The sequence below is a fragment of the Agromyces sp. H66 genome (assembly GCF_004959775.1).
In the GTDB taxonomy this organism is placed as follows: Bacteria; Actinomycetota; Actinomycetes; order Actinomycetales; family Microbacteriaceae; genus Agromyces.
Genome location: NZ_SJZG01000003.1, coordinates 361,229 through 377,459, shown reverse-complemented (window position 1 = coordinate 377,459; position 16,231 = coordinate 361,229). Strand labels below are relative to the sequence as shown.

Genomic DNA, 16,231 nt, shown 5'->3' with positions numbered 1-16,231 from the left:
CGACGGGGAGGCTTCCCTCCGCGTCGCTCGGGTGACTAGGGTCGGACCGGGGGATGCTGTGGGACGACCGCTGGAAGGGCTCGATCGGCGGAACGTCGTGCGCGAACTCGGGGCCGGCGTGACCCTGCTGGCGATCGCCGTGCCGCTGAACATCGGGTACGCGCAGATCGCGGGGCTGCCGCCGACTGCCGGCCTGTACGCGTTGGTCGTGCCCGCGGTCGTCTACGCCCTCACTGTGTCGTCGCGGCAGGTGGTGGCGTCACCGGATGCCGCGGCCGCCGCGCTCGTGGCATCCTCGCTGGTCGGACTCGCCGCGGCGGGCGCGGGCGACTACGCGACCATGGCGCTCGCCCAGGCGATCCTCAGCGGGGTCATGTTCCTGCTCGCGGCGGTCTTCAAGCTGGGCTTCCTTGCGAGCTTCCTGTCGAAGCCGATCCTGGTCGGCTTCGTGGGCGGCCTCGCCCTCGACATCCTCGTCAGCCAGGTCGCCAAGATGCTCGGCGTCTCGATCGACTCGGGCGAGGAGTTCGTCGGCAAGCTGGTGGGGCTCGTGACGAACCTCGGCGACGTCGATGCGTGGTCGGTGGCCATCGCCGTCGCGGCCGTCGCGATCCTCCTCGTCGGACGCCGCTTCGCCCGCGCCGTGCCGTGGGCGCTCGTGGTGCTGGTGCTCGCGACCGTGCTGGTCGTGGTCGCGGACCTCGAGGACGCGGGGGTCGACGTGCTCGGCGAGGTGCCCGCCGGACCACCCACGCTCACGTGGCCGGTTCTGGACTGGACCACATGGCTCGTGCTCGTGCCATCCGCCCTCGCGTTGACGATGGTGACGATGGCCGAGGGACTGCTCGTGGCGCGCTCGTACTCCGAACGGCGCGGTTACCCCGATCGGCCGAACCGAAACCTGTTCGCCTTCGGCCTCGGGAACATCGCCGCCGGCGCGAGCGGCGGCTTTGCGATCGGCGCCTCGACGTCGCGCACCGCCGCGATGGACCAGACCGGCTCCCGGACCCAGCTCCCGACGCTCGTCGCGGCCGCCGGCACACTGCTGCTCCTCGTCTTCGGCACTGCGCTGCTCGCCGACATCCCCTCGCCGGCGATCGGGGCCGTGGTCGCCGTCGCGATCATCCCGCTGCTGGGTGTCCGCGAACTCGCCTCCCTCTGGCGGCTCGACCGCTTCGAGTTCGCCGTGGCCGCGGTGTGCTTTCTCACGACGCTGTTCGTGGGCGCCATCTCGGGCATCGTCGTCGCGTTCGTCCTGGCACTGGTCAACCTCGCTCGTCGGGCCGCGCGGCCGGCTCTCGACGTGCTCGCCTCCGACGGCGAACCGACCCGCTCCCTTCTCGACCCGGCGCCGTCCGGTGGCGTCACCGCGCCCGGCGTGGTCGTCGTGCGGCTCGCCGCACCGCTGTTCTTCGCGAACGCGGCGTCATTCGCCGAGGCCGTGAAGCGAGCGGTGACCGATGCCGCGGAGCCGGTGCGCCACGTCGTGCTCGACGGCGAGGCCGTGACCGATCTCGACGTGACCGGCGCCGAGGCGTTCGAGGGGCTCCGCCGCTGGCTGGACGAGCACGGGGTGACGCTGTCGATGAGCCGGATTCGCCCGCAGGTGCGGCGAAGGTTCGCGCGATTCGGCCTGCTCGAGGGCGTAGAGGTCCATCCGACCAACAGGGCCGCGCTCGCCGCCCTGTCCGACGCGGCCATGACCGCACCAGACGACGAGGAGGACGCCCATGGGCGCCGTCATCGGTGACATCCTGCCCCTCGCGGTGGGTATCGCCATCAGCCCGATCCCGATCATCGCCGCGATCCTGATGCTGCTCTCGCCGAAGGCCCGGCGCACGAGCGTCGGATTCATGGCCGGCTGGGTGCTGGGCATCGCGGTCGCCGTGACCGCGTTCACGCTGCTCTCGTCGGTGCTCCCCGAGAGCGATCCGGATGCCTCGAAGCCGGTCACCGCGGTCATCCGGCTGCTCCTCGGTGCGGGCCTGCTGTTCCTCGCGCTCCGGCAGTGGCGATCGCGCCCCGCGCCGGGCGAGGAGCCGCCGCTGCCGAAGTGGATGAGCGGGATCGACGCGATGACCGCCGGCCGCGCCCTCGGGCTCGGGTTCCTGCTCGCCGCCGTCAACCCGAAGAACCTGCTGCTCGGCGCGGCCGCCGGTCTCGCGGTCGGATCGGCGGGGCTCGACGTGGGCGCGGTCGTGCTCGCGCTCATCGTCTTCACCGTCATCGCCGCGGCATCCGTCGCCGTTCCGGTGATCGCGTACCTCGTGGCATCCGACCGCATGGCCGCGCCGCTGGAACGTCTGCGCGGCTGGCTCGTGCACAACAACGCGACCGTCATGGCCGTGCTCCTCGTCGTGATCGGCGTCGTGCTGATCGGCAAGGGGATCAGCGGCTTCTGACCGTGCGCCGCACGGCGCCGCACCGACCATCTGGGGAATGGGAAGGAACGAAGACATGCAGCAGAACGACGCCACCGAGGCCATCCGTTCGCAACAGCGGGAGCTCGCGGCATCCCTGCCGTTCGACGATCGCCGAGACGTCGACGCCGCGGAACGGGGGTTCATCGCGGCGCTCGAGCCCGGTCTCGTGCACGACTCGGAGGGCAACGTCGTGTGGGACGCCGACGAGTTCGGCTTCATCGGCGGCGACGCACCCGACACGGTGAACCCCAGCCTCTGGCGGCAGTCGGCCCTCGTGTCGAAGCAGGGGCTCTTCGAGGTCGTCGAGGGCATCTACCAGGTGCGCGGGCTCGACCTCTCGAACGTCACCTTCGTGGAGGGCGACAGCGGCGTGATCGTGATCGACCCGCTCATCTCGAAGGAGACCGCGGCCGCCGCGCTCTCGCTCTACCGGGAGCATCGGGGAGAGCGACCCGTGAAGGCGGTGATCTTCACGCACAGCCACATCGACCACTTCGGCGGCGTGCTCGGCGTCGTCGATGCCGAGGAGGTCGGCGCCGGGGGCGTGCAGGTCATCGCGCCCGTCGGCCTCGTCGGCGAGGCCGTCGCCGAGAACGTGTACGCGGGCACGGCCATGGCGCGGCGTGCGGGCTACATGTACGGGGCCGCGCTCGACCGCGGGCCGAAGGGTGCCGTCGGCGCCGGACTCGGCCAGTCGACGTCCACGGGGCATCCCGGCATCGTCGTCCCGACGCTGGAGATCCGGAACACCGGTGAGACCCACACGGTCGACGGGGTCGAGATCGAATTCCAGATGGCGCCGGGCACCGAGGCGCCCGCCGAGATGCACTTCCTCTTCCCGGGGTACCGGGCGCTGTGCATGGCCGAGAACGCGACCCACAACCTGCACAACCTGCTGACCCTTCGGGGCGCGCTCGTGCGCGACCCGCACGTCTGGTCGAAATACCTGACCGAGGCGATCGACCGGTTCGCCGACCGCACCGACGTGGTGTTCGCGTCGCACCACTGGCCGACGTGGGGCGCCGACGAGATCGGCGAGTTCCTCGGCCTGCAGCGCGACCTCTACGCGTACCTGCACGACCAGACGCTGCGGATGCTCAATCAGGGCATGACGGGCGCGGAGATCGCGGAGGAGATCCAGCTGCCGCCGGCGCTCGAGGGCGCCTGGCACGCCCGCGGCTACTACGGATCGGTCAGCCACAACGTCAAGGCGATCTACCAGCGCTACCTGGGCTGGTTCGACGGCAACCCGGCGCGCCTCTGGCCGCACCCTCCGAAGCCGCTCGCCGAGCGTTACGTCGCCGCGATCGGCGGCATCGACCGGGTCGTCGAACTCGCGCGGGCCGCCTACGACGCAGGCGACTTCAGGTGGGCGGCGACGCTGCTCGACCACGCCGTGTTCGCCGACCGCGACCACGCGGCCGCGCGGGCGCTCTACGCCGACACGCTCGAGCAGCTCGCCTACGGCGCGGAGAACGGCACCTGGCGCAACTTCTTCCTCTCGGGCGCGACCGAACTGCGCGGCGAGAACTTCGGAACGCCCACCTCGACGGCGGCGCCCGAACTGCTCGCACAGTTGACCCCCGAACAACTGCTCGACTCGATCGCCATCTCGGTCGACGGGCCACGGGCCTGGGAACTCGACCTCGTGCTGGACCTCACCTTCGCCGACCTCGGCCGCAACTTCAGGGTGACGTTGCGGAACGGGGTGCTCGTGTACCGTGAGAAGCCGGCCGATGCGGCGAGCGCGCAGGCGACGGTCACACTGTCGAAGCTGCGGCTGCTCACGCTCCTCGGCGGCGACCGCGAGAGCGCCGGCGTGCAGGTCGAGGGCGACGCGGGCGTGCTCGAACGCCTCACATCGGTGCTCGTGCACGGCGACCCGTCGTTCGACATCGTCCTGCCCTGAGCCGGGCTCGAGGCGAGCCCGACGACCGGCTCGGCGCCTCGTCGGCGGGGCGCCGAGTCTGGACCGCGCCCCCCTCCCGGGTTAGTCTGCCGAGGAGGGGGGTCGCCATGCCGAAGTTCCGACCGATCACAACGAGGAGCACGGCGTGAGCGCCGGGGTGTCGCTCCGCGCCGTCTCGACCGCCGTGCCGCCCACGGTGCTCGTGCAACCCGAGGTGCGCGACGTCTTCGCCGCCCAACCGGGACTCAACCGGCTCGCGCAGCGCATCGTCGCGACATCCTTCAACGTCTCGGGCATCGAGACCCGGCACACGGTGCTCGAAGAGCTCAGCCGCGACGCGCATCCCGACGAACCGGTGTTCTTCGACATCGACAGCGGCGAGTTGCTGCTGCCCGGCACCAAGGCGCGCAACGAGCTCTACGCCGAGCACGCCACGCAGCTCTACGTCGAGGCGGGGCGCGCGGCCATCGCCGCATGCCCGGGCGTCGAGGCATCCGACATCACGCATGTCATCACCGTGTCGTGCACCGGCTTCTACGCGCCCGGCCCCGACTTCATGGTCGCCCGCGACCTCGGCCTGAACGCCGGCGTCGAGCGGTACCACCTCGGGTTCATGGGCTGCTACGCCGCGATCCCGGCGCTGCGCATCGCGAAGCAGCTGTGCGAGGCGGACGCCTCGGCGGTCGTGCTCGTCATCAGCGTCGAGCTCTGCACGCTGCACCTGCGCAGCTCGAGCGACCCCGACACGATCGTCGCGTCGTCGCTCTTCGCCGACGGCGCCGCGGCCGGGATCGTGACGGCGCGGCCGGCCGAACCGGGCGAGCGGTCGTTCGGGCTCGACCGGTTCGCGACGCGCATCACGCCCGAGGGTGAGAACGACATGGCGTGGAAGATCGGCGATCACGGCTTCGAGATGGTGCTGTCGAACGCGATCCCCGCGATCATCGACGACCACATCACGGGCGCGCTCGAACCGCTGTTCGCGCACGACGCGGCGCTCACCGAGGCGCTCGCGACGGATGCCTCGAGCGAAGCGGTCGACCACTGGGCGATCCATCCCGGCGGCCGATCGATCCTCGACAAGGTCGAGTCGCGGCTGCGGCTCACCGAGGCCCAGCTCGTGCCGGCGCGCGAGACCCTGCGCGACTTCGGCAACATGTCGAGCGCGACCGTGCTGTTCGTGCTGCGGAACATCCTGCGGTCGGATGTCGCCGCCGACGGCGACCGCGTCGCGGCCATGGCGTTCGGCCCGGGCCTGACGGTCGAGTCGGCGCTCCTGACGGTGCGCGCCTGAATGGGTGTGCCGCCCGGGGACCGGCCGCCTCCCGTGCCGGCGGCTGCATCTGCTGCTGCGGAGGCGAGCTTCGTGCCTGATTCTGCGGATATACGATCGGGCGCGCCGGGCGGCGCGCCCGATCCGCGGCGCGCCCGATCGTATATCCGCAGGAATGGGCGTTTCCTCGGGCGGCGCGACGACACCGCGGTCGAGCTGATGGACGACCCCGCCGCCGACGTCGCCATGCTCGAGCGCACCTATGACCGGTTCCGGCTGGTGAACGCCGTGGTGTCGAACCCGCGGGCCGTGTACCGGCGGTGGATCCGGCCGCGGCTGTCGCCCGTCGAGACCCGCCGCGTGCTCGACATCGGCACGGGCGGCGCCGACCTGCCGCGGGCGATGCTCGCGTGGGCGCGCGCCGACGGACTGCGCCTCGAGGTGACCGCGATCGACCCCGACGAGCGCGCCATCACGTGGGCACGCCGCCGTCCGCCCGTGCCCGGACTCGTGCTTCGGCAGGTCACCAGCCGCGAGCTCGCCGACGCGGGCGAGCGGTTCGACGTCGTCACCTCGAACCACGTGCTGCACCACCTCGACGGGCGCGAGCTCGGGGCACTCCTCGCCGAGTCCGAGCGGCTCGCGGCCGGCGGCGGGCTCGCCGTGCACGGCGACATCGAGCGCTCCAGGCTCGGCTACGCGGCATTCGCGCTCGGCACCCTGCCGTTCGCGGGCAACCTGCTGGCCGGCACCTTCATCCGCGCCGACGGGCTCACCTCGATCCGGCGCAGTCACACCGCCGTCGAACTCCGGGCCGTCCTGCCCGCCGGTTGGCGGGTGCGACGTGGGTTCCCGTCCCGCCTCGAGGTGCTCTGGGGTGCGAATGGCTGAGCCGCGGCACGACGTCGTGATCGTCGGCGGTGGGCCGGTGGGCCTGCTGCTCGGATGCCTCCTCGCCCGCCGTGGCGTCGACGCGGTCGTGCTCGAGCGGCGCTCGTCGCGCTCGGGCCGGTCCCGCGCGATCGGCATCCATCCGCCGGGACTCAGGGCGCTCGCGCTCGCGGGTCTGGAGGACGAGGTCAGGGCGCGGGCCGTCGAGATCGTCGACGGGCGCGTGACGTGCCGGGGCCGCGTGCTCGGCACCATGTCGTTCCGACGCGCGGGCACCGTGCTGTCGCTGCCCCAGCTCGAGACCGAGGCGATGCTCGAACGGCGGCTCGACGAACTGCGCCCCGGCGCGCTTCGGCGCGGTGTCGACGTTCACGCCGTCCACGACCGCGGATCCCACGTCGAGGTCACGGGCGACGCGGGCGGCGAGCCGGTCGCGGTGGGGGCGTGGTACGCGGTCGCGGCCGACGGCGTGCGCAGCGACATCCGCCGACAGCTCGGCATCGGCTGGCGGACGCGACGCGGACGCGCGAACTACGTGATGGGCGACACGCGCGACGACACGGGGGAGCCCGCGTCGGCGCTGCTGCACTTCGAGCCGGCGGGGGTGGTGGAGTCGTTCCCGATGCCGGGGGGCCTCCGCCGCTGGGTGGCGTGGGTGCGGCGTCCGCCCCCGCAGCTCGGCCCTGAGCACCTCGCCACGATCGTGCGGTCGCGCACGGACGGCGCGTTCGATGCATCCGCCGCCGCGGAGCCGAGCGCGTTCGAGGCGCGACAGCACCTCGCCGAGCGGATGTCGCGGGGCCGCGTCGCGCTCGCCGGCGATGCCGCGCACGAGGTCAGCCCGATCGGCGGGCAGGGCATGAACCTCGGCTGGCTGGATGCGATGCGCCTCGACCACGACCTCGCGCTCGCCCTCGCGGCTGGTGCGCCGTTCGAGGCGTTCGACGTCTACGACCGTCTGCGCCGGGCGTCGGCTCGCCGCGCCACCAGGCAGGCGGCGTTCAACATGGCGATGGGCGCGCCCGCCGCCGGCCTGCGGCTGCGCCTGCGGAACGCCGGCGTGCGCGTGCTCGGCGTCGCGCCGTTGCGCGCCCTGCTCGCGCGCGCGTTCACGATGCGGTGGCTCTGAGGGTGACTCAGAGCGGCTCGACGACGGCGCCCTCGCGCGGGATGCCCGATGCGACGGCGTACGGCTCGCTCGCGCCCGCCGGCCATTCGCGGTAGTTCCGGAACGCCATCGGCACACCCCGCGCGACCGACGGGTCGGGGCCGTCCATGACCTGCACGTGCACGTGGGGCTGGGTCGAGTTGCCCGAGTTGCCGCACGCGCCGAGCTGCTGCCCGGTGGTCACCGCGTCGCCCACGGCGACCCGGAGCGAACCGGCCTGCAGATGCACGAGCGCGACGAACGCCCCGACGTCGCGCAGCGCGATGATGACATGGTTGCCGGCGATCGCCCCGATGCCCTCCCGCGCCCGCTCGGCCTGGCCCAGCATGTACCCGACCAGGGCGAGTTGCGACCGGCGGGCGTCGTGATCGGGTTCCCCGTCGTGCACGGCGACGACCACGCCGTCGGCCGGCGCCAGGATCGGGCGGCCGAACGCGAAGAACCGCTCGGGCGGTTCGGTGCCGAACAGGGTGCCCCAACCCCGCACGCCGGCCGTGCGCCGCCGCTCGTCGACGCCGACGAAGTCGATCGCGTACCGCCCGCCGAAGAGGTCGGTGCCATGGCTCGGCACGCGTCGGGCGGGGCTGTTCTGCACGAGCCACCGTTCCGTGAACGGCAGGGCGAGCTCGACCGGTCGCGTCATCGGCATCGCGCCGCCGCTGCTCAGAGCGTGATGCGCGTGAGCAGGAAGACCGGGATCTGCCGGTCGGTCTTGGTCTGGTACACGTCGTAGTCGGGCCACGTCTCGTTGGCACGGCGCCACCAGAGCTCGCGCTCCTCGCCCTCGAGCTCGCGCGCCTCGTAGTCATGCTTCTCGGCGCCGTCCTGCAGTTCGACGTGCGGGTGCTTCTTGAGGTTCCAGTACCAGGTCGGATGCGTCGGCGAGCCGCCCCTCGAGGCGACGACGGCGTACTCGCCGTCGTGCTCGACGCGCATGAGCGCGGTCTTGCGGAGCTTCCCGGTCTTCGCGCCCTTCGACGTCATCACGATGATCGGGCGTCCCCGCAACGTGTTGGCCTCGGCGCCGTTCGACGCCTCGAAGTTCTCGGCCTGTACGCGAGCCCACTCCGACGTGCTCGGCTCGTACTCTCCCACCAGTGGCATTCGCAACCTCTCTGTTCGTGTGTCCGTTCATCCCAACACGGATGCCGCGGCTGCGCATTCCCGCGGGCGCTGGCGGCGGCTGCGGCACCCGTCTAGCGTGAGGCTCGGGGGACGATCCGGGCGCGACATCCGGAATATTCAGCCTCTCGCCCAAAGTTGAGTCTAGTAAGCTCAAGTTTGACGAAGGGATGCCGATGGCCAACATGCAGGGTGCGCCGAACTCGCAGGAGGAGCAGCAGTCGGCGCTCGAACAGTACGGGGTGAACCTCACCGACCTCGCGAAGGCGGGCAAGCTCGACCCCGTGATCGGGCGTGACGCCGAGATCCGGCGCGTCAGCCAGGTCCTCACACGCCGCACGAAGAACAACCCCGTGCTCATCGGCGAGCCCGGCGTCGGCAAGACCGCGGTCGTCGAGGGACTCGCGCAGCGCATCGTCGCGGGCGATGTCGCCGAGTCCCTGAAGGACAAGCAGCTCGTCACGCTCGACATCTCGGCGCTCGTGGCCGGCGCAATGTACCGCGGACAGTTCGAGGAGCGCCTGAAGGCCGTGCTCAAGGAGATCGACGACGCCGAGGGCGGCATCATCACCTTCGTCGACGAGCTGCACCTGCTCATGGGCGCGGGCGGCGGCGAGGGCTCGGTCGCGGCATCCAACATGCTGAAGCCCATGCTCGCCCGCGGCGAGCTGCATCTCATCGGCGCGACCACCCTCAACGAGTACCGCGAGTACATCGAGAAGGACGCCGCGCTGGAGCGGCGCTTCCAGCAGGTGTACGTCGGCGAGCCGTCGGTCGAGGACACCGTGGCGATCCTGCGCGGACTCAAAGGCCGGTACGAGGCGCACCACGGGGTCACGATCTCGGATGCCGCACTCGTTGCCGCGGCATCCCTCTCGAATCGCTACATCACCGCGCGGCAGCTGCCCGACAAGGCGATCGACCTCATCGACGAGGCCATGAGCCGCCTCAAGATGGAGATCGACTCCAGCCCCGTCGAGATCGACCAGCTGAAGCGCCAGGTCGACCGCCTCAAGCTCGAGGAACTCGCCCTCAAGCGCGAGAAGGACGAGGCCTCGAAGGAGCGGCTCGCCAAGCTGCGCGAGACGCTCGTGGAGCAGGAGCGCGAGCTCGCCGAGCTGGAGGCGCGTTGGGCGCGCGAGCGCATGGGATTGAACCGCGTCGGCGAGCTGAAGAAGCGGCTCGACGAGGCGATCACCGAGCGCGACCGCGCCATGCGCGAGGCCGACTACCAGCGCGCGTCGAAGCTCGAGTACGAGACCATCAAGCAGCTCGAGCGAGACCTCGCCGAGGCCGAGCGCGCCGAGGAGGAGCCCGACGAGCCGCGCATGGTGAACGAGCAGGTCACCGAGGAGGATATCGCCGCGGTCATCTCGGCGTGGACCGGCATCCCGGTCGGCAAGCTCATGCAGGGCGAGACCGAGAAGCTGCTGCAGCTCGAGGCGGAGCTCGGCAAGCGCCTCATCGGGCAGAAGCGGGCCGTCGCCGCCGTCGCCGATGCGGTGCGCCGCTCGCGCGCCGGCATCAGCGACGCGAACCGGCCCACGGGTTCGTTCCTCTTCCTCGGGCCCACGGGCGTCGGCAAGACCGAGCTCGCGAAGTCGCTCGCCGAGTTCCTCTTCGACGACGAGCACGCCATGGTGCGGATCGACATGTCGGAGTACGGCGAGAAGTTCTCGGTCTCGCGGCTCCTCGGCGCTCCTCCCGGGTACGTCGGGTACGACCAGGGCGGCCAGCTCACCGAGGCCGTGCGGCGGCGCCCGTATTCGGTCGTGCTCTTCGACGAGGTCGAGAAGGCGCATCCCGAGGTGTTCGACGTGCTGCTGCAGGTGCTCGACGACGGCCGCCTGACCGACGGGCAGGGACGCACGGTCGACTTCCGCAACACCATCCTCATCCTCACGTCCAACCTCGGGTCGCAGTTCCTCATCGACCCGTCGCTGTCGTGGGACGAGAAGGAGCAGGCGGTGCTGCAGGCCGTGCGGCAGTCGTTCAAGCCCGAGTTCGTGAACCGTCTCGACGACATCGTCGTGTTCTCGGCGCTCACCGAGGAGGAGCTCGGCGAGATCGTGAACCTGTACATCGACCGGCTCTCCGCGAGGCTTCATGACCGTCGCCTGCAGCTCGGGGTCACACCCGACGCTCGCGCGTGGCTCGCCGAGCGCGGTTACGATCCGCTCTACGGCGCGCGGCCGCTGCGCCGACTCATGCAGCACGAGATCGACGACCGCCTCGCGCGGGCGCTGCTCACGGGTGACATCCGCGACGGCGACACGGTGAAGGTCGACCTGGGCGCCGACGGAGAGTCGCTCACCGTCGCACGGGCCGACGGCGTCGAGGGCGGCGAGGGCGGTGGCGCTGCCGAGGGTGTCATCGACGCCGAGATCATCGAGTAGCCCCTCGCCCCACGTTGCCGTTCCCGCGCGGCGTTGCCATCGGACGGGTGACGCCACGCGGGAACGGAGACAGGGGTGACGGATGCCGCGAGCCCGTCGATGCCGTGCGTTCACCTCCCGGGCGTAGGGTCGCTTACATGGTGCTGAGCGGGACCCGCACAGGTGATGCCCTCCTCGTGGAGACCGGGGACGGCGCCGTGCGGGGCATCCGTCGCCGGGGTGTGCGGATGTGGCGCGGCATCCCGTACGCGGCCGACACCGGTGGCGCCCGCAGGTTCCGGGCGCCCGAGCGCGCTCCGGGCTGGGACGGCGTGCGCGACGCAGCGGATTTCGGCCCGGTCGCCCCGCAGCTGCGGCGGGGCCAGTTCATCGGTGCGCACCCCCGGCTCGTGCGCAGCGAGGACTGCCTGAGCGTCAACGTGACCGCGCCCGACGAGTCGGATGCCCCGGTCGGCGGCCGCCCGGTCATGGTCTTCATCCACGGCGGCGCGTACAGCGTCGGCTCGTCGGGCGAGTATCCGCGGCAGGGCGAGCGGCTCGTACGGCAGCACGGCGTGGTGTACGTGAGCCTCAACTACCGGCTCGGCGCGCTCGGCTGGCTGGATTTCCGGGCATACTCGTCGCCGCGGCATCCGTTCGACGTCAACCTCGGCCTGCGCGACCAGGTGGCGGCGCTCGAGTGGGTGCGCCGCAACGTCCGCGCGTTCGGCGGCGACCCGGGCAACGTGACGCTGTTCGGCGAGTCGTCGGGCGCGAACTCGGTCACCACGCTGCTCGCGGTGCCCGCGGCCGAGGGGCTCTTCGCCCGGGCCATCGCGCAGAGTTCGCCGGCGAACGCCGTGTACCCGCCCGAGGTCGCGGCGAAGTGGGCGGGGGAGTACGTGCACCTGCTCAGCCGGCTCGTCGATGACGACGACCTCGACAGCGAGTCCCCCGAGGATGCCGCGGTCATGCTGCGAACGGCCGACCCGATGGTGCTCGCCGCAGCGACGACCGCGCTCAGCGTCCGCACGCCCGACGAGCACCCCGGCACCATCAGCCTCGCGCCCGTCATCGACGGCGACTTCCTCCCCCATCGCCCGCTCGATGCGTTCCGCGACGGCCTCGCGCACCGGGCGCCGCTCATCATCGGCACCAACGACCGCGAGGGGTCGCTCTTCGAGGGGCGCATCGGCATCCTCCCGACCACGAAGCCGCGCATCCGCGCCATCTTCGCGAACACGAAGAAGAAGGCGCGCAAGGCCATCAAGCGGCAGTATCCCGGGCTGCCCGAGCGACGCCCGGCCGCCGACTTCGGCGGCGACTTCACGTTCTGGTTCCCGTCGGTGAAGGTGGGCGAACGGCACTCGCGGTTCGCACCGGTGTACTTCTACCGGTTCGACGCGGCGCCGCGGATGCCGCGACTGCTCGGCCTCGACGCGACCCACGGTCTCGAGCTCTTCGCCCTGTTCGAGAAGTTCGACACGCTCACCGGTGCGGCCCTCACCCTGCTCGGCGGACGGCGGATGTACCGCGCGGTCGGGCGACGGATGCAACGTCACTGGACGTCGTTCGCGGCATCCGGCAGTCCCGGGCCCGAGTGGCCGCGGTACGATGAGGCCGGGCGGCGCACCCTCGTGTTCGACCGTGTCGACCGCGTGGAGTCCGACCCGCGGCGCGAGAAGCGGCTCGCGTGGCAGGAGTTCGTGCCGCACGTGTGATGGCGGTCAGGCGTCAGCGCCGGCCCGACCCGGGTCGACGATGCGCACGAGGCTCGTGATCGCGGCGAAGTCGGCGATGTTGCGCGTCATCAGGGGGACGCCGGCCGCGTAGGCCTGGGCCGCGATGAACGTGTCGGTCTTGCGCGCCCGTCCCTTCGCGCCGTTGCGGAGCATCGAGGCGGCGAGGAAGCCGTACGCGCGGGACGCATCGGCATCGAACGGCAGCCAGTCGATGAAGCGGTCGAGCGCGGAGAGGTACTGCGCCCGCGCGAGGGCGATGGAGTCGTTCCTGGCCGAACGGATGGCGAATTCGAGTTCCGCCCTGCTGAGGATGCTCGCCCCGAGGGTCTCGTCGCCGAGTACGTCGTCATCGGGCAGGTCGATGAGCACGTTCGTGTCGAGCAGGATCATTCGGCGTCGTCCCACGGGTCGCGGAGCGGTTCAGCGTCGCGGAGCGCCTCGAGATCGCGCAGGAACTCCTCCACGTTCTCGTGCGGAAGCCTGGCGAGCCCGGCGCGCAACGTCGCGGCAGGGACCCATCGCTGCGGACCGGGGTGATCGGGCACGAGCTTCACGCCGACGCTCTTGCCGTGCGACGTGATGACGTGCTCTTCGCCGCTTTCGAGCACGCGTCGGTACACCTCGCTCGGGTTCTGCTTGAGATCGCGGGACGTGATCGTTCGCATGCGATGAGTGTAGTTCCCATTGTAGACGCGCGTCTACAATCTGATGTCGCCGCCTACCCCTCGTGGGTGGAGGTGGCCTCCTGTGGCATGCTCGAGGCTCCTTCGGCCACCACGCCGTTCGCGCTCGGCGGGATGCGGCGTTCGAGCGCAGTGGCGAGCACGCCGATGCCGAGGCATCCGACGACCATGACCATGATGTAGATCGCATCGAGGCCTTGGCCGAGGAGGAGTCCCGCGACGATCGGGCCGGTGATCGCGCCCGCCTGGAAGGCCGCCGCGTTGATCGCGTTGTACCGGCCGCGGTTGTGGTCGGAGGCGAGGTCGTTGTAGATCGCGGGCACGGTGGGCTGCAGCAGGGTCTCGCCGAACGCGAAGACGCCCATGAACGCCAGGACGCCGATCGCGGCCGCCACCGAATCGGGCAGCAGCCCGGCACCGCCCAGGATCAGCCACGAGCCCGCCCACACCAGCGCCATCACCCACATGACACGGGTGCGGCGGCGGCCGCTGATGCGGTTCAGCACCGTGAACTGCAGCAGCACGATCACCGCGGTGTTGACGGCGAACGCGAGGCCGACCACCCGGGTCGAGACCTCGGCCACCTGCCGCGCGTAGGCCGGGAACCCGGCCTCCATCTGGCCGTAGCCGATGAACATCGCGATGAAGGTGAGCAGGGTCAGCCACAGCACCGCCGGCTGTCGGAGGATCTCGCGGTAGGTTCCGGCCGCCGGAGCCTCGTCGCCGGGCTCCGCCTGGGTGCGCACGTGCCGGAGCGGACCCAGCAGCAACGCCGCGGGCACGAGGCAGCTGATGGCGTCGACGAGGAAGATCGCGGTGAACGTCTCGGGGGCGTGCACATCGACGTAGAACCCGCCGATGATGCCGCCCACGCCGATGCCGAGGTTCACGAGCGCGAAGTTGACGCCGAAATAGCGTTGACGCAGGTCGCCCTCGACCACGGCCGCGACCAGCGCGTTGAATCCGGGCCAGGAGACGCCGAAGTTCACGCCGATGAGCACGAGCGCGACGGCCGCGACCGCGGGGTGGGTCGCGAACGCGAGCATGGTGCAGCCGGCGATCATCGCGGCCAGCCCGGTGAGCAGCACCCTGCGGGCGCCGAACCGGTCGATGAGCGTGCCGCCCGGGCCGGTCACGACCAGGCCGGTGATCGCGATCACGCTCATCAACGCGCCCGACAACCCGAGATCGAAGCCCCGCACCTCATGCAGGTAGATAATCGTGAACGGCAGGGTCAGCCCGCGGCCGAGCGTCTGGATCGCGACCGTCGACAGCAGCCATCGGCCCTCGGTGGGAAGCGCGCTCCAGAAGGTCTTGATGCCGGTCACCAGAGCATTCTGCCGGACCCCTCCGACATCGCAAACCTACGGTCCGTCGTCGCCGGTCCGTCCGTCAGGCCGGCCCGCTCGGTTCGTCGTCCTTGAGGATGCGGGGCAGGTAGCCGAGCGCGTCGAGTTGTCGGATGACGAACGGGCCGAGCGGTGCCCTGGCGAGCGAGACCCGGTAGAAGCGCGGGCCGCGCTCGTCATGCACCAGAAACCCGCGCTCGACGAGCGACCGGATCGTCACGGAGCGTTGCGATGGGGTCCCCGGCAGCGCAGGTTCCAGATCGCCCGCCTTCACGACGCCGTGACGTATCGCGATCTTCAGTGCGGCGCTCTCGGCGGCGGTCGCCGCTCCACTCGTGGTGAGACGGTCGATCGCCGGGTCGATGAGCTCGTCCATGACGAACGAGAAGTCCTGCATCTGCACGAGGCGCTCGAGGTCGTCGCGCAGGCCTCGCACGAAGAACTCGCACCACGCCACGGTCCCGGTTGGCGAAAGATGGTCCGCGGCCTCCAATGCCGCATAGTAGCCGTCGCGATCGTTGCCGAACACCGCCGTCGGATTCACGGCTCGGTAGCCGGGCACCGAGTCGAAACCGTTTCGACGCAGCATCGCGTACGTGAACAGGCGTGACACGCGCCCGTTGCCGTTCGTGAACGGGTGGATCCAGACGAACCGATGGTGAGCGATCGCCGCATGGAGCATCTGTTCGTGCATGGGCATGTCGCGATTCGCGAAGTCGAGCAGCTCCGACATCTCCGCGTGGACGTACACGTGCGATGGCGGCGTGTGGGCGGAACCGTTGATCGAGACTTCGTTGGCGCGATACTCGCCCGGCGTACGGTCTCCCTCGCGGTGCAGTCCGTCCACCGTGATGCGGTGCAGCTCCCGGATGAGGACGTGAGTCAGCGGTTGTGCAGGATCGGTGGTGTCGATGAAATCGATGCCGGCGAGGATATTGGTGATCTCCCGCAGTGAATCCGACGTCACGGGGCGTCCGGATCCGACTGCCGGGATGTCTGCCAGTGCGTCATAGACCGTGGTGCGATTACCCTCGATCCGGGCGGAGATCACACTCATGACGACACGGAAGAGGGCGTGGAGTTCGGTGAGCGTGCGTGCGGGTGTCGTGCCACCGCCGAGGCTGCCGCGGAGTCGCTCGATCTCGAAGGCGTAGCGAACGAGATCGGATCCGAAATCGACCGGCGGCAGTTCATACCTGTTGCTCACGGCGAGATCCGAACTTGTCCGCCAATCGAGCAGTATTTGTGCACGATGCCGATACTAGACCGGAAATGAGCGGATCGTGCGCAAGCCGC

General features: G+C 70.7%; 14 protein-coding genes. 8 read left to right on the top strand and 6 right to left on the bottom strand.

Translation table 11 applies throughout. The features are described 5' to 3' along the window. Window positions 1–58 precede the first annotated feature (58 nt). The 6 genes from EZM51_RS07635 (at window position 59) to EZM51_RS07610 (ending at window position 7,625) form a co-directional block, all read left to right on the top strand. On the top strand, window positions 59–1,750 hold the full coding sequence (locus tag EZM51_RS07635; RefSeq protein ID WP_211195846.1) for a SulP family inorganic anion transporter: 1,692 nt from the start codon (window positions 59–61) through the stop codon (window positions 1,748–1,750). Further along, on the top strand, window positions 1,731–2,402 hold the full coding sequence (locus EZM51_RS07630; protein WP_136707638.1) for a GAP family protein: 672 nt from the start codon (window positions 1,731–1,733) through the stop codon (window positions 2,400–2,402). The genes EZM51_RS07635 and EZM51_RS07630 overlap by 20 nt, the downstream gene beginning before the upstream one ends. A gap of 55 nt (window positions 2,403–2,457) precedes the next feature. Beyond that, window positions 2,458–4,332 carry an alkyl sulfatase dimerization domain-containing protein gene (locus EZM51_RS07625; RefSeq protein WP_136707637.1) on the top strand — a complete coding sequence of 625 codons (1,875 nt, stop codon included), beginning with the start codon at window positions 2,458–2,460 and terminating at the stop codon, window positions 4,330–4,332. 145 nt (window positions 4,333–4,477) lie between these two features. Next, a complete protein-coding gene (locus EZM51_RS07620) occupies window positions 4,478–5,626 on the top strand; it encodes a type III polyketide synthase (protein WP_248305517.1) in 1,149 nt (382 codons plus the stop codon). Between the two features lie 90 nt (window positions 5,627–5,716). Then, the gene (locus tag EZM51_RS07615) at window positions 5,717–6,496 is read left to right on the top strand and encodes a methyltransferase domain-containing protein (protein WP_349236061.1); all 780 of its coding nucleotides are present in this window, start codon (window positions 5,717–5,719) and stop codon (window positions 6,494–6,496) included. Beyond that, a complete protein-coding gene (locus EZM51_RS07610) occupies window positions 6,489–7,625 on the top strand; it encodes an NAD(P)/FAD-dependent oxidoreductase (RefSeq protein ID WP_136707635.1) in 1,137 nt (378 codons plus the stop codon). Before EZM51_RS07615 ends, EZM51_RS07610 begins: the two co-directional genes overlap by 8 nt. A 7-nt stretch (window positions 7,626–7,632) precedes the next feature. On the opposite strand, the gene EZM51_RS07605 is transcribed toward EZM51_RS07610, so the two are convergent. After that, window positions 7,633–8,307 (bottom strand): M23 family metallopeptidase, encoded by a 675-nt coding sequence (locus EZM51_RS07605; RefSeq protein ID WP_136707634.1) that lies wholly within the window; start codon window positions 8,305–8,307, stop codon window positions 7,633–7,635. Between the two features lie 20 nt (window positions 8,308–8,327). Further along, a complete protein-coding gene (locus EZM51_RS07600; RefSeq protein ID WP_136707633.1) occupies window positions 8,328–8,768 on the bottom strand; it encodes a nitroreductase family deazaflavin-dependent oxidoreductase in 441 nt (146 codons plus the stop codon). A 194-nt stretch (window positions 8,769–8,962) separates the two neighbouring features. Here EZM51_RS07600 and EZM51_RS07595 point away from each other — a divergent pair, with 194 nt between their 5' ends. Together EZM51_RS07595 and EZM51_RS07590 are read left to right on the top strand one after the other, a co-directional pair. Then, window positions 8,963–11,182, top strand: a complete 2,220-nt coding sequence (locus EZM51_RS07595) for an AAA family ATPase (RefSeq protein WP_136707632.1) — start codon at window positions 8,963–8,965, stop codon at window positions 11,180–11,182. Window positions 11,183–11,319: 137 nt separating this feature from the next. After that, complete coding sequence (locus EZM51_RS07590; protein WP_136707631.1) at window positions 11,320–12,882, top strand: carboxylesterase/lipase family protein; 1,563 nt, start codon at window positions 11,320–11,322, stop codon at window positions 12,880–12,882. A gap of 6 nt (window positions 12,883–12,888) precedes the next feature. Here EZM51_RS07590 and EZM51_RS07585 read toward each other — a convergent pair whose 3' ends face one another. From EZM51_RS07585 to EZM51_RS07570, 4 genes are all read right to left on the bottom strand, one after another. Then, entirely contained in the window at window positions 12,889–13,293 is a 405-nt protein-coding gene (locus EZM51_RS07585) for a PIN domain-containing protein (RefSeq protein ID WP_136707630.1), read from the bottom strand. Next, complete coding sequence (locus tag EZM51_RS07580) at window positions 13,290–13,568, bottom strand: type II toxin-antitoxin system Phd/YefM family antitoxin (RefSeq protein WP_136707629.1); 279 nt, start codon at window positions 13,566–13,568, stop codon at window positions 13,290–13,292. The genes EZM51_RS07585 and EZM51_RS07580 overlap by 4 nt, the downstream gene beginning before the upstream one ends. Window positions 13,569–13,621: 53 nt before the next feature. Next, window positions 13,622–14,914 (bottom strand): MFS transporter, encoded by a 1,293-nt coding sequence (locus EZM51_RS07575; protein ID WP_248305515.1) that lies wholly within the window; start codon window positions 14,912–14,914, stop codon window positions 13,622–13,624. A gap of 64 nt (window positions 14,915–14,978) precedes the next feature. After that, window positions 14,979–16,142: a Fic family protein gene (locus EZM51_RS07570; RefSeq protein ID WP_136707627.1), complete on the bottom strand. Its 1,164-nt coding sequence runs from the start codon at window positions 16,140–16,142 to the stop codon at window positions 14,979–14,981. Window positions 16,143–16,231: the final 89 nt, after the last annotated feature.

What these genes read in the sequence shown, in the direction of transcription:
- EZM51_RS07630 (WP_136707638.1), top strand. Translation starts at nt 1,731, where the DNA reads ATGGGCGCCGTCATCGGTGACATCCTGCCCCTCGCGGTGGGTATCGCC.
- EZM51_RS07625 (WP_136707637.1), top strand. Translation starts at nt 2,458, where the DNA reads ATGCAGCAGAACGACGCCACCGAGGCCATCCGTTCGCAACAGCGGGAG.
- EZM51_RS07610 (WP_136707635.1), top strand. Translation starts at nt 6,489, where the DNA reads ATGGCTGAGCCGCGGCACGACGTCGTGATCGTCGGCGGTGGGCCGGTG.
- EZM51_RS07605 (WP_136707634.1), bottom strand. Translation starts at nt 8,307, where the DNA reads ATGACGCGACCGGTCGAGCTCGCCCTGCCGTTCACGGAACGGTGGCTC.
- EZM51_RS07600 (WP_136707633.1), bottom strand. Translation starts at nt 8,768, where the DNA reads ATGCCACTGGTGGGAGAGTACGAGCCGAGCACGTCGGAGTGGGCTCGC.
- EZM51_RS07595 (WP_136707632.1), top strand. Translation starts at nt 8,963, where the DNA reads ATGGCCAACATGCAGGGTGCGCCGAACTCGCAGGAGGAGCAGCAGTCG.
- EZM51_RS07590 (WP_136707631.1), top strand. Translation starts at nt 11,320, where the DNA reads ATGGTGCTGAGCGGGACCCGCACAGGTGATGCCCTCCTCGTGGAGACC.
- EZM51_RS07585 (WP_136707630.1), bottom strand. Translation starts at nt 13,293, where the DNA reads ATGATCCTGCTCGACACGAACGTGCTCATCGACCTGCCCGATGACGAC.
- EZM51_RS07580 (WP_136707629.1), bottom strand. Translation starts at nt 13,568, where the DNA reads ATGCGAACGATCACGTCCCGCGATCTCAAGCAGAACCCGAGCGAGGTG.